General features: G+C 57.3%; 4 protein-coding genes and 1 pseudogene. 2 read left to right on the forward strand and 3 right to left on the reverse strand.

Annotated elements, in window-relative coordinates; translation table 11 throughout:
• Both AC2A1E_RS23050 and AC2A1E_RS23055 read left to right on the forward strand, forming a co-directional pair.
• A pseudogene (locus AC2A1E_RS23050) lies at positions 1-175 on the forward strand (transcriptional regulator); the annotation flags it as partial.
• A gap of 81 nt (positions 176-256) precedes the next feature.
• Entirely contained in the window at positions 257-469 is a 213-nt protein-coding gene (locus tag AC2A1E_RS23055; RefSeq protein WP_484385681.1) for a SymE family type I addiction module toxin, read from the forward strand.
• A gap of 46 nt (positions 470-515) precedes the next feature.
• Here AC2A1E_RS23055 and AC2A1E_RS23060 read toward each other — a convergent pair whose 3' ends face one another.
• From AC2A1E_RS23060 to AC2A1E_RS23070, 3 genes are read right to left on the reverse strand one after another with little or no spacing between them, the layout of a single operon-like run.
• The gene (locus AC2A1E_RS23060) at positions 516-947 is read right to left on the reverse strand and encodes a hypothetical protein (protein ID WP_337262565.1); all 432 of its coding nucleotides are present in this window, start codon (positions 945-947) and stop codon (positions 516-518) included.
• A complete protein-coding gene (locus AC2A1E_RS23065; RefSeq protein WP_484385682.1) occupies positions 947-12,601 on the reverse strand; it encodes a hemagglutinin repeat-containing protein in 11,655 nt (3,884 codons plus the stop codon). Before AC2A1E_RS23065 ends, AC2A1E_RS23060 begins: the two co-directional genes overlap by 1 nt.
• Before the next feature lie 26 nt (positions 12,602-12,627).
• Positions 12,628-14,307 carry a ShlB/FhaC/HecB family hemolysin secretion/activation protein gene (locus AC2A1E_RS23070; RefSeq protein WP_484385683.1) on the reverse strand — a complete coding sequence of 560 codons (1,680 nt, stop codon included), beginning with the start codon at positions 14,305-14,307 and terminating at the stop codon, positions 12,628-12,630.
• Between the last annotated feature and the right edge of the window lie 129 nt (positions 14,308-14,436).

Here is a 14,436-nt window from a genome sequence, read left to right on the forward strand (position 1 = left end):
GGAAGGTTTATTGGGTGAAGAGACAGAACGCACCCCGCGCAAGCGCGGCCCGGCATCCCGACTGGAACAGCAGATTGAGGTGATCAGCCAACTGCCGAAGGCACGGCAGAAGATGGTGGCCGAGATGCTGGATGCGGTGATTGCACAGGCGCAGCAGCAGGAGACAGGCAGCTAACAGACAGGGTTTTTAACGCAGGTTGACGGTGGTGGAACACCGGCAACCTGCTAACCACCGCAACTAACAGGAGTAGTTACCATGGCTAGAACAGATTCTACGTCACAACCCGCCACACCCCAAGCGCGCAAGAGCGTGGTCGGTTACCGCACCAACGGCGGCAGGCCAAACCCGCTGCCGCAACTGACCATCAAGGGGAGATGGCTTGAGCCGCTCGGATTCACCACCGGACAGAGGATCGAAGTGATCACCGAGCCGGGGCAGTTGATCATCCGGCTAGCAGCTGAAGGATAACTGGCTGACAAATAAAGTAAAATCCCGGCACTAAGGCCGGGATTTTTTACTGCATTAGTGTCACTCTGCACAGTTGATCATTTTGATTAAACTGAAGATGCAGTATATGACTTTCAGTTTGGTATTTGATCCAGCGATTGAGATATCCCAAGAGCATATCCATTTTTCCACCGCCAGTTGCTGAAGGAACTCCTAACAACTGGATAATCTCTGACTCACAACCATTAGCAGGTAAAGGTAGCTCCCCAGTGTATACCGAGAACCCTTCATCGGCTTGCATATACAAGCTAATTTGATTTACCAAGTCGTCTTCTAATAAAAGTAAAACACCCGAGTTAAAGAATGAGTAATAGTTTCGGTCACCTAAAACGCCTTCATCGAAAACAGGTAATTCATTAAGTTTTTGAGGAAGATAAATAAACTCATTGCTCGTCTTCGAACATCCTAGCATTTCGATAAGATCATTCCATGCCAACATTATTTAATGACTCCTGTTTGCCGATTCCTGTCAATGATCTGTTTTACAGCATCATCAACTAGAACTGGATCATAACCACGTTCTATCATATTGGTTCTCAAAGCGTCAGTATCACGACACACTGCCCCACAAAGATCTAGCGCATCTTGCTGAACTTGGGCTGCTGTGTTTTTACCACCATAAGTAGGCCCTGCCTGATGAACATCCTTGGGAACCTCTACAGCCGTGGCATTTTGATATAAAGCCTTTTCTTCTGCCGGGGTCAGTTTCCTACCTAACTCATTTTCCTTTGCTGTTCTCAGAGCGGCAAAGGAAGGTATGTGATCATGTTCTAATCCATCGCCAACCACCGCACGATCTTTAAGTTCTTTATATGAACTAACATCTAACGGCTTAACAGCTTGAATCTCATCACTGGCCTTGTTAATCAGCTTGGATGCTTCAGCAAGGTCGCCCTTCTTCAGCGCCTCTTCTGCCGCCTTGATTGCCTTACCCGCTGCATCACCAGCAACCGGTAAAATGCCAATCGCCGCAACCAGATAATCCAGAGCACTCTGCGCTTCCGCAAAGCTCTTGATATCACTAATCACAGGAACGAAGTCTATCCCAAAGCCCGCAGCTCCTTTCAGCAGTTCGTCACTGTTGGCCTGCATCTTGGCCGAGCACGCTTCTGCACTGAGTCCGGCACAGTTTTTCTGCTTGTAGTCTTCTACAAGTGCTTTGAGTTCATCCTGGGCTTTTTGGTATTTCTGCTCCTGCGTCACGCCAGCGACTTTGTTCTCGCCGATATCACTCAGCGCGTTATTCTCCACCGCCGACTTTCCAGCTTGGGCTCCCGCTACCGCATTTGCGGTGTTGTCACCCACGACACCACCCGCTAACCCCGCCGCCAAGGTTGCCAGTGCGCTGATCCTCTGCTTCTGCTCCTCACTCAGGTTTTCAGGTTTCACGTCAGGATACAACTGGCCCGCCAGATAACGTGCGGCCAGTTCTCCGCCTGCCGCACCTGCGGCCCCCGCTGCTGCAGAGTTGCCACTCATCTCTGCCGCTATCGCGCCCCACACAGCATGCGCCAGTACATTGGCTGTATCATTATCCCCGGTGTACTTCTTGATTTGCTCTGCCGCATACGGGCTTAATCCACCCGCAATCGCCGCCGCCATATTGCCACCGGCCAGGCCCTGCAACGCTGCTGTGACGGCTTGTGCCGCTTTCTGCACGTCACTGCCCGTACCGTATTTCTGCATCTCCGCTTTGTAGGCATCGGTTTTACGTAGCTCTTCCGCATTGCCTTTCAACTCAGGGTGACGTTTCAGTGCTTCCTCAAGCCCGTTGATATCTCCCTGCGTGCGGATGATATCCATCGCCTGTACACCGATTTCCCCGATGAGTTGCGCCGCCTTCAGCCGGTTTTGTTCTTTCTCTTTGTCAAATATTGGCCCAATACTTCCGTTAGCATTGTCGGTGTCTCGACTCAGGTCCGCCACATCCTGTTTCTGATTAGCCTGGTCACGAATGATAAGGGTGCCATCACTGACTGCGGCCTGTGTTGTACCTTCTGCATGCCCACTGTTACCCATTCCCGACAGCGCCATGCTGCCCAGATTGCTCAGCAGGTCAGAGCCCACCGGACCACCAGTGCTCAGGCTACCGCCCTGATGCTCGGCCTTGAAGTCTGCCTGGTTATGGATATTGCTAAAGCCCAGTGTGCCAGTATCCAACCGGTTTTTATCCGCGTCTGCCGTGCTGGCTATCACCGCGCCGTCAAGCTGCGTATGCTCACCCACCGTGACGTCAAAGCCGCCTTTACCCGCGTAGATACCCGTCTGTTCCTGCACGCTGTCATAGTTGCTGTGCAGTTTGTCACGGCTCATGCTCAGGTTGGCAGAGCCACCGCCGCCCACCACCGCCACGCTGACACCGCCGCTGATGCTGGTCTGCTTCGCATCATAGTTGTCGCTGTCCTGCTGGCTCTGCAGTGTCAGATTACGCCCCGCATCCACCTTCACCGTGTCACCGCTGGCCTGAGCGCCCACCAGGGCCGTGTCGCGGCCACTGTGCAGCGACAGCGTACCGCCACTGTCGACCAGGGTTTCGCTCCAGAACGTGCCGTCGCCGTGCTCATTGCCCTGGCTCTTGTTGGCGTTGGCAAACACACTCAGGCCACTGCCTGAACCACCCACGCCCAGACTGACGCCAATATTGCCGCCGCTGCTGCTGTTGCTGCCTTCGGTTTTTTGCGTATTGGCTGCACCGAGCAACAGCAAATCGCGTTGCGCATCCAACGTGGTATCACCACCGGCTTTGAGCTGGCTACCGGCAATCAGAAGGTCGCCGCTGTTTGACGAATTTCCTTGACCGGTGGCAGTGACCGCCAGGTTATTGCCCGCCGTCAGTGTCGACCCACTGACGGTTTTCTGTTCCTGATGTTGCTGCGAGGACGATTTCTGCGAACCCAATGAGACACTGACGCCCACCATACTCGCCGCATCGCCGCCCTCCGCCTGCAACAGTTGCCCGGCTTGCACGGCCTGAACACCTGACAGCGCCGCTTTGGTCCCTTGCAAGGCGGCCAGGCGCCCGTCAGTTTCTTTTTTTGCCTGCTGTGCGGTAGTGACCGCACTGTTGACAGCACTGCCCACCGGGCCAGACAGCACGACGGTCAAGCCGCTGGTTTTCTGCTCAAAGGTCTCATCCCGGCGGGTGATATCGTGCCCAGGGTCAATCTGTACGCTGTCACCGGTCACCGACAGGTTCTGGTTGGCAATCACATCGGCACCACCGATATGCGCCTTATTACCTGCAACGATGTTCACATCGCCACCGGTCGAGCCGATGGTGCTCACGCTCTGGCTCTGGGTGGTACCGTCTTCGTTCACCTGATGGCGTGACGAGGTGCTGCCGATGGTAAAGCCCAATCCACCGCCGCTGAACAGGCCGCTCTTTTTCTTCTCATCCAACCCGTAGCTCGATTGCTCTTCGGTGGATGCCACAATCTCGACGTTATTACCTGCCTTCAGAGCAATATTGCCGTCACCCACCACCGCAGAACCTTTTACCGTCAGGTCATTACCCGCCGACAGCGACACGTTGTTGCCGCTGAGCATCGACCCTTGTTCCTGCGTCGCGTAGTCTTCCCGCACCGTATGGGTGGTGGTCTTCGACAGGAAGCCTTTCTTGGTTTTGGTCTCTTCAAAGAAGTGGTAGTCACTTTCGGTGGCGCTGTTGAGCGTGATATCCCGCCCGGCGTTCACCGCCACGTCACCGCTGGCCTGCACCTGTGCCGCATTCAAGGCCGCGTCTCGGCCTGCCTGAACCGTGGTATTTCCACCGCTGGCAATCTCCGTACCCTGTTGGCGGAGAGATTCGTCCACCTGTTGGCGTTTGCCGTTTTTGCTTTCGCTATACTGGCTGGTTTGCTGGGTAGTGAGATTCACATCACGTCCGGCACTCAGGCTGACGTTGTTATCCGCTGCCACCGCTGCCGCCTGCAAGGTCACATCCCGGCCCGCATCCAACGTTAAATCACCGCCGCTGGTCAGCGTGCTGCGCGCCACGTCTGTAACGGTATTCAGGGTGCTGTCCTTGCCAAAACCTGACTGGGCATAGCTGTGGGTCACCTGATTGGCGGTGATGGCGATATCCCCCCAGGCATCCAGCCACACATCGCCACCGGCAGACAGGTTGGCACCGGTCAAGCGGATATCTTTACCGGCACTCAGGCTCAGTGAATCCAGCGAGGTAATGGAGGCGGTATTACCGAGTGTGGTGTCAGTGAACCCGACAAACTCGCCGTTGGGCCCTCTGGCACTGAAGCTGTTAGTTTCCGCTAGCGTGAGGTTATTGATGCTGCCACCGAAACTTTCCAACGCCACCCGGTTGCCACTGATAGTGGAGCCGATATTGTTGATATCCCCCAGCGCGCTCAGTTGCAGGTTGCCGCCTGCATTGAGCAGGCCGGCATTGAGATTGCTGATGCTGTTTTGGCTATCGAGCGTCAGGGCATTCTGGGCGGTCAGTGTACTGCCGCTGTTCGTCACATTCCCCGCCATGAGCGTGACGTTTTTGCCGGAAATCACGCTGCCGTTATTCAGCGTCACGTCTTTTGGTGACAGGTAGACCTTCGGAACCATCACCGTCTGGCCGTTGAGGGTGGTGGCTTCCCACCACAAGATGCTGTGGTCCAGTGCGGCGATCTGCTCGGCCGTCAACGAAATACCGAACTTCAGCCCCAGGGACTGCTGCGCCTTCGCGGCGTTGTCCATCAGGGTTTGCATTTGTTCCAGATCCGACCCTACGCCGTTCAGGTAGCGGCTCCCGGTCTGATTGAGCATGAAATTGCTGACGTAGCGGGTATCAAAGGCCGCATCCCCCAGGAATCGGTAGTCGTAATCCGGGTGGAGATTCAGGCGATCGAGAAAATAGGCCGAGCCGATAAAGGCGTTTTCATCCGTGTACTGCCCACCAGTTTCACGCGGAGCCTGGCCGGGAGAGGTGCCCAACAGGGCATAAAGTTCGCCAAACAGGCTCGGATCCAGTTGCCCCAGGCCATTCAGTTTCGGGTTGGTGGTGATCAGATACGGGCTGTTGGGATCGGTCGAGGTGACAAAATAGCCGTTCTCACCCGAGGGCAGGGGATAGGCACTGGTATCGAGCGTTTTGCCCTGATACTGACTTAAACCGTTGCCACCGGGTTTGACCAGGCTCGCGCCACCGGTGGTGGTGTTTTGCAAACTGGCTCCATCCCCCAGATTGGCATTCCCCAGGCCATTGTCACTGTACTTTCCTAATCCGGTGAGCTCTGGTGTGGTGCTCTCCAACCCACTGCCACCCGCGATTTGTTGCAGGGCATGTTGCAGGTTGTCTTGCCACGCTGGCGAATTGACGGCCACCTTGTCACTGGCTGAGAGCGTCTGCTGCCCTACGGCTCCGCCGATAGCCTGTTGACTCAGGGTGTTTAGTGCAGGGGCAGTGAGGGTATTGCTTACCCTTCCTGCGTTGGCCGTAGCGTTGGTGTTGCTGATATCCTGACTAAAGTTTGCCGTGACGTTGCCGCCTGCTTGGATAACGGAACGGTAGCTGTCATCTGAAGTCGTTTCTGTGGTGTGGCCCGCCAGAACATAGTGGACTGTATTTTCGGTTTTACTGGTGCCCGGACGAGGGACGTGACTACTGGCATTGCCAGGAAGGCTCCCGTCCTGACGGACACCGTCGATATAGTTGAAAACCGCGTACTCGGTGTAGGCACCGGATTGATAACTCTGGTTATTGAGCGTGGTACCCGACAGCACAATATCGCCGTTTGCCAGCAGTACGCTGGCCTGATTGTTAAGGGCGTTAGCCTGAACCGTTAAGTTGCCGCCCGCAGACAGGCGTGCGCTGCCCCCTTCGGCAGAGGCCTGTGAGAGGATCTGGCTGACGGCAAATTGCCGGGTTTCGTTGCCGGGTGTGGGTACGTAGTAATAGGTTTTATTGGCATACAAGAAGCAGGGAACACCGCTACAGGAGCCCGAGGTGGAGTACCAGGTGACGCTCCTCTGCGTCAGGGTGTCCAGACCCAAGACCTCAACAGGGATATCGGCGGAAGCGCTGTTTAACCAACTGTAGGTGTTACTCAGATCCAACGTTTGGGTTGAGTAGGTCAACCCGGTACGCTCATTGAGCAAGCTGGCGGTGTTGACGGTAATATCACCCTGTTGCGTCTCGATGGTGCCTGAACTATTCACCACTTCGCCATTGGCGTTGCCCGCCATGTCGCGCTGCATCCACAGGCTGTTGCCCGCCAGGATATCACCACGCAGGTTTTTGATGCTGTTGGCCAGCAGATACAGATTGTGACCGGCATACAGCAGGGCGGTGTTGACCAGGTTGCCCGCCGCATTCAGCGTCAGTGTGCCCAGCGTACCGGTAAAGCCGCTCACGGTGATATCGCTCTGGCTGTTCAGGGTAACGTCTCCCCCTGATTGCAGCGCTCCGGCGGCATTCAGGGCGATAGTGCTGCCACTGAGGGCACTGGCCCCGCTCCCGATGGTGATTTGCCCGTTATTGGTCAAGAGGCCGTAGGTGGCGAGGTTAACGCTCTGCCCCTGCAGCGTGCCCTGGTTGGTCAACGCTCCCTGGCTGCTGATGTTCAAGCCCTGACCTGCGGCAATCACATTCTGGCTGGTAAAGGCATTCACCAGTTGCAGCGTCAAGTTACCCAACGCCACTACCTGGCCTTGTTGTGCAAAGCTGGCGCTGTTCAGCCATAAATCGCCACCGCTGAACAGTTTCCCCGTGCTCTGTTGATCCACCTGGTTGGCCTGGATACTGAGCCCCGAGGTGCCGAGCAGCGTCCCGCCGTTGGTCAGTTGCTGGGTGCTGACCGCCAGGCTGCTGCCTTGGACGGTACCCTGGTTGTTCAGGCTACTGCCGGTCAACGTGGCCTGCCGTTCTGCCAGCAGGGTGCCGCTGTTATTTATCGTATTGGCATTCAGCAGCAGCGTGGCGGCTTGCAGCCAGCCGTTGTTGGTGAATTGTGTGCCGTTAAGCGTGAGGTCAGAGCCTGAAAGCAGCCGACCGTCATTGAATCCAGATATCGCCGCGTCTAGCCAAGCCTGGCCACCGCTTTGTATCAGGCCACTGTTAACCCACTGCGGTGTGGTGAGGGTCAGCGCGTTCTGGCTGAGCAGGGTCCCCGAAGCATGGTTGGTCAACGTGCCGGACAGGTTCAGCGTCAGCCCATTTTCCCCTTGTATGCGCCCGCTGTTGGTCAGCGCACCGCTGTTAATCCACAGGTCATTACCCTGGAGACGGCCAAAGTTGGTCACCGATGCGGCGTCCAGTTTCAGGGTGCCTGCCGTCAGCAGGGTGCGATCCTGTTGTTGGATAAAATCGCCGTTCAGGGCGACCGTTAACCCATCTACGCCGCTGATGTCGCCCTGGTTATTCAGGGTATTGCCGTGCAGGGTGAGGTTTTTTGCCAGCCATTGCCCGGCGTTGGTCAGTGACAGCGCCTGCAATGCCGCCGTGCCGTTAGCGGTGATTTTGCTGTTGGCTGCGGCATTCAACGCCCCCGACAGGGCCACTTGCAGTGCATCTGCACTCTGGATCGCGCCACTGTTCTCCAACTGCTGAGCACTTAACAGGATCTGTTGCCCCTGCCACTGCCCGTCATTGGTGATCGTACCGCCGTTCACCGTCAGTGTGCCCTGCGTCAGGATGGAGCCCTGGCGGCTGTTCACCAGCGTCAACAGCGGGGCGGTCAGCGCCTGAGTGCCGAGGGTCAGCGATTGCAGGCCGATCAGCGTGCCTGTGTTATTCACCACCGCCTGGGCCAGGCTCAGGGTATCGCCCTGTACGGCCCCCTGGTTGTCTAAGCGAGTACCCGCCAGGGATAACTGCCCCTCGCTCAGTACGGCACCGCTGTTGGTCAGCATCTGCGCCTGTATCTCACTGTCGCCCTGGCTGAGCAGTGAACCTTCGTTCAGCAGTTCGTTGGTGACCTTGAGCGACAGCGAATCGGTCCCCAGCAGGGTGCCACGGTTCAGCCAGCTATTGGCGGTGATGTGGGTTTGCCCACCCTGCACCAGGCCTTCCGAGGTCAGTTGCCCGGCATTCAGCGCCAGTTGCCCCCCGGCCAAGGTACGGCTTGAGGCCGCCAGGGTCATCACATCACCCTGAGCATCAAGCCATTCGCTACCCTGCCATAATCCGCTGTTACCCAGCGTGCTGGCCCCCAGCGTCAACTGATTGGCCACCAGTTTGCCGCTGTTGGTCAGGTGAGTGCCGTTGAGGCTCAGCGTATTCAGGCTGCCGATCTGCCCGGCGTTTTGCAGGGTATCGGTGAGATCACCGGTCAGGTTGGAGATCGCGTTGATCGACCCGGTGTTATCCAGGCTATCGACGTTAAACGTCAGCGTATCCGCTTGCCAGAGCCCGGCGTTGGTGACCGCGCCGCTGTTGAGCTTCAACTCACCGCCGCTCAGCAACTGTGCCCCGGCCAGCACCTTCAACCCCGTGGTGATCAGGGTCAGCACGCTATTGCCCTGCATGATGCCACTGTGCGTCACGTTACCGCTGTTCAGCGTCAGCCTGTTGCCCGCCAGCACCCCGGCGTTGTCTACCGATTGGCTGCGGAAGGTGGCGTTTTCACGCGCCACCAGTTGAGCGTTTTGCTGGTTAACCAAGGCACCGCGCACGTTGATGCTCAGGTTATTGGCCAGAATGCTGCCCTGGTTGGTAAATTGCTGGCCGGTAAGCGATAAATCGTCATTGACCTGCAATAACCCGGCGTTATCCAGTTGGTCGAGTGCTAGATCCAGCGCACCGCCGCTGATCAGTTTCCCGGTGGCGAGGTTGCTGAGGGTAGGGATAGCCAGTTGCAGATGGCTATTGCCCTGCAATAAGCCACTGTTGGTCAGTTGCGGCGCGGTCAGCGTCAGTGTGTCAGCCGCCAGCGTACCCTGATTCAGAATACTGGCCGCCGTGAGGGCAAACCGATCCTGGCTCAGTAAATAACCGCTGTTGGTCAGATCGCCAGTAAGATCTGCGGTCAGCAGCGTCTGCGCCTGAGCGCTGCCACTGTTCTGCCAGTTCTTGGCGTTGATTGCCAGTTGCTGGCCTTGCAGGGTGCCCTGGTTAACCAACTGCTGACCGTCGAGGCGTAAGGTACCCCCCGTCAACATCTGGCCGGTGGTGCCGTTACTGAGGTGGGTACCCGAAAGCTGCACGGACTGACTGCCCTGGAGCAGCCCCTGGTTGATGACATCGCCCACCACGCTGAGCACGTTGGCCGCCAGCCACCCGGTGTTATCGAGCGTAGCGGCGGAAACCTTCAGCCCTTGCTGGCTGAGCACTTTCCCCTGATTGGTAAATGTCTGAGCGATGTTCAACTCGGCGGTTTGTTCACTCAGCGCATTACCGCTGTTGAGCCACGTCTGGGTCGACAGATCCAGCGTCTGGCCCTGCAATAACCCGGCATTGGTCAGTGACTCCGTTTGTAATGCCAATTTCCCGGCACTGAACAGAACGCCACCGAGTTGGTTATCCAGCGAGACGCTCCCGATACTGAGCTGATTGCTGCCTTGCAGGGTTCCTGTGTTAAAGAAGGTGGTGGTATCGAGCGTCAAGCGGGATGCTGACAGCAGGCCGTCATTATTGAGCAGAGGGGCGGTTAACGTTAACGACTCAGCCGCGTTGATGGTGCCGCTTTTCTGGTTGCTGAACTGTTTGGCCAGTGACAGCGTCATCATGGCCGCTTGCATTATCCCGGCGTTGGTCAGGGAGTCTGCCGCCAGGCTTAGCGTGCCGCCGGTGAGTAAGCGCCCACGGTGAGTCACCTCATCAGCCTTGATGGAAAGGGCACTGTCGCCCTGTAATGTTCCTCTATTGGTGAGGCTGTTGCTGGTCAGGGCCAGTTGATCCGCAGCCAGTTGCCCGGCGTTGGAGAACGCCATCGCGGTGAGCGACAGGCGATCCTCGGCCAGCAGCAAACCGCTCTGCTGGTTGTCGATGCGCTGATAGTCCGCCGTCAGGTTAACGGCGTTGATTTCACCGCTATTGCTCAGTTGTTCACCCTTGAGCTGCACATCGCGATCGGTGGTGATCAACCCCGCGTTTTTTAATGTCGGGACCGTCAGCAACAGCGAATTGGCGGTATACAGGGTTCCGCCCTGTTGGTTGTCGATCAGTTGGGCGATCAGATCCAGAGTCTGGCTGCCCTGTAGTAGGCCGCTGTTGGCGAGCGTTTGGCTGTTTATCGTCAAGATGGGGGCGACCAGGGTCCCCTGGTTGGCGAGGGTTTTCGCATTCAGCGCTAGGGTTGCCGCATGGCTTTTCCCGCTGTGTAACACGGAGTCTGCCGCTATCGTCAAGGCCCCTTTGGCGGTATGAGTGCCTGCCAGCGTGGCTTGCTGGGCCTGGAGGGTGAGATTGCCTCCGCTTTGTACATGTGCCCCGGACTGTGTGGTCAGCGTAGTGCTCTGCAGCGCCAGATCTCCCCCAGCGCTCCATTCTCCACCTAATGTGGCGTTCCCCGCGTTAACGGTAATGTCGCCCTGGCTGGTGGTGATTGAGCCTGCTCCGGTGAACAGCGTATCGCCGTTGAGGGTTAATGCTTTCGTGCCAGAGAGCAGACCATTTTGTTGTAACGTTCCCGCTGTCACGCTCAGGCTATCGTCGCTCAACAGCTCACCGGTGGTGCCATTATGCAACACTCCGCTGACATTGAGATGAGCTTGCCCTTTGGCGCTCAGAATACCGTCCTGATCCAGCGTTTGGCTGGAAAGGGTCAAGGCCCCACCGCTAAGTATGTTGCCGCTGTTGGTCAGTGATTGACCGTTCAGCGTCATGTTCCCCAGGCTCTGAACGGTGCCGCTGTTCCCGAGGGAAGAGAGGGTGCTTTGTATTGCCCCATTGGCCGCCAGCGTGCCGCTGTTTGCCAGTGCGCCACCGCTGAGAGTGAGGTTTTGCCCGGCGATCGTTTGCCCCTGCGTCAGCCCGGAATTAAACAGCGTCATATCGATATGGCGTGCTGCATCAACCTGGCTGCTGGCGTCTATAAGCAGGTCACGGGTGCGCAGCTTGATATCGTTTCCGGCGGTCAGCTTGCCGTTGCTGACCTGCAACGTCCCGCCGCTGGTCAGGACCATATTCTGGTCGCTGACCAGCGTCCCCGCCTGTTGGGTAAGATCGCCCTGGCTGGTTAGCGCGATGGATTGCCCGGCTTTGTGGTCCCCCTGCAGACTGATACTTTGCCCGTTTGCCGTCAGCGTACCGCTGGTCAGGCTGTTATTGATTGTCAGCTTGCCGTTGGCATCAAGGGTAATATCCCCGTCACGGGCATTGAGGTTGCCGAGGTTAACGCCGACGCCGGTTTCACTGGAGACCAGGTGAATTCGGTTGGCATACATGCCGCCCAATGCACCGGTGTCGATCGCCACTTTAGGCACTTCGCCCTGGCCAGCAATCGGCGTAGCGTTGCCTTGTGCATCCACCCGGTTGGCGCCCAACGTGATAGTCGCGTCTTTGGCATGCAGTTGTGCGTTAAGGTCGGTGGCGCGGGCAATCAGTGCGAACTTGTCGCTCTGGCTGGCATCCAGCCCCTTGCCCTGAATGCTGATCGCCCCCTGGGTCACTTCCAGCGCCTGCAAACTGCCGTCGGCACCCAATACCGGTTTACCGGTGGTTAATGTTGCATTCGGGGTGTTGATAAAACCGCAGCCGTCGCAGGTGATGCCGTAGGGGTTGGCCACCATCACATTGGCCTGCTTGCCCGTCACTTCCAGGTAGCCTTGCAGTTGCGAGCGGTTCGGGGCTACGACTTCGTTGATGATGCCCTGGGCTTCTTTCCCTGCTTGCAGATTAGGGTTGTTCTGGATCAGGCCACCCAGTTGGCTCTGAGTGAGCCGGTCGGTGGCGTTGTTGAGGATCAGCCCCTCTTTCCCTACGTTGAAATCGTTGTATTTATTGTGGGAAATCCCGGCCTGATTGGGCGTGGCAATATTGACCACCGGCACACCGTTGGCGGCCTGATCGAGCTTGGTATTGCCTTCGGCAACGCTGACGCCATTGGCAAACGCGGGTAACACCGGCTGCCACGCCAAAAGGGTACACAGGGCATAGCTCAGCCAACGTTGGGTGGCATGCAGAGGACGATCCGTTGACTGACTCATGTGTTAACCCTTTCCCTGGAAATTAATTAAAGAACAATATTGATGCGGTAATAGACAGAAACCCGGTCCGGCTCCAGCCAACTCGGGTGTGACAGTGGCCAACCGACGGTCAACTGGCTGCCGAAATAACGGTTGCGGCTGCCGAGCCCCACCGCGCCGCCCCACAACGTGCCGGAAGCGTAGGTATCCTGTGAGTCGTGGCGCAGATAACCGCCATCCACCGCGCCCAACAGGGTGATAGTGCCGAGGTACGGCAGGCTGAATGGCGACCAGTTCACCTCGTTACGCCAGTAACCGCCGTTATCCCCAGATAGATACTGCTCTTTGTAACCCCGTACTGAGCTTTCGCCGCCAATGGTCAGGCGTTCGCTGCCGTACAAGCGATCCGGCGACCACTGACCGTAGACGCTGGTGAGATAGGTCCAGTCCTGGGCCAGCGGCAGGTAATAGCTGCTGGAAAGTGAGTATTTGTTGAACTCCGCCCTGGGTGCCTCGCTACTTTTACCACTGTCGTCTTCCGCACCCAGCCAGGGCACACCACGGCTGTAGGTCGGATTGAGGGTAGCAAACCCGCCCCACAGCTTCTGGCTGTGCGTCGCCCCCAGCGACAGGCTGGTGAGTTTGCGGCTGCTGCTCTCCAGCCGAGCGTCGTTGAGGTAGTTGCGGTTGATGCGGTGCGTCAGGCCCAGCGCCAGGCCGGTTTTTATCTCGCTGTTGCGGAACAATACGCGCGAAACGTTGAAACGGTGCGTCTGGCTGTCGCCGCTGGACTGCCAATCAAAGCCCTGATTGTTGATGGTCGACAGGTAGTCGCTGTAGGAGTAGTTGTAATCTGCCAGCCAGTAGCCGTAAGGCAGGCTGACACCCGCCTGCACGCTGCGGGCATTGTGGTCGTTGGCAAAATCGCTGCTGCGCGCGCCGGAGACAAACCACTGGTCCGCCAGCCCCAGCAGGTTATTGCCGGTCAGAGAGCCGTTGATCTGCCCGGTGCCAGTGCTTTTCTGCCCGCTGTTGTCGAACCCCAGCCCCAGCATCAGTGGGAACTCAGGAGTAGCGGTCAGGTTCACCACCGAATAGCCCGGCTGGCTGCCAGGCAGGATTTCAATTTGTACCGGTTGCTGACGCAGGCGGTTAATCTGCTCCATGCCTTGTTCAATATCACGCAAATTGAGGATATTGCCCACCAGACCGGGGAACGCCATCTTCAGCATCCGGTCATCCCGTTTATCCAACTGGATCTTCTCCAGTTGGCCTTCCAGCACCCGCAGTTTCAGCTCCCCGTGAGACAGATCCTGCTCGGTGAGGAACGCGCGGCTGGTGATATAACCCCGTGCGATATACCAGTCGGAGACCTGTTGTACCAAGGTCTGGATCTGCGCCAGATTCAGGCAGCGCTGGAGATAAGATTGCGTGAGCGTTTGCTGCGCGCTGGCGGGCAGGTGAGTGGCTCCCTCAAGACGGACAGTATTAATGGTGAAACAGGGGCCACCGTTAGCCGTAACGGGCGGGGCTTCTGGGCGCGTGGGGGTCAGGCTGCGTTGCAGTTGCTGGCGCTGTTGCTGGTTTTGCTGCAACAGGTCACGCTGTTGCTGTTGGATGGTGTCGCGATCGGCGGGGCTGAGAAACGCGCCTGTAACGGGAAATACTGCACAACTCACTGCCACGAGCGCACAAAAGCGCCACGCCTGCTTCCTGCATGCAAACATGAATAATCCCTGAGAAGGTTTCGAAAATAATAAGAAATGTATCAAGTTATGTTGAGGATTATCCCGCGCCACAGAACAGAAAGCAAGCAACCCAAGATAAAATACGTTGCTTTAGTGACCATAATAGAT

The organism is Serratia sp. HNCC26DJ206 (genome assembly GCF_057180605.1).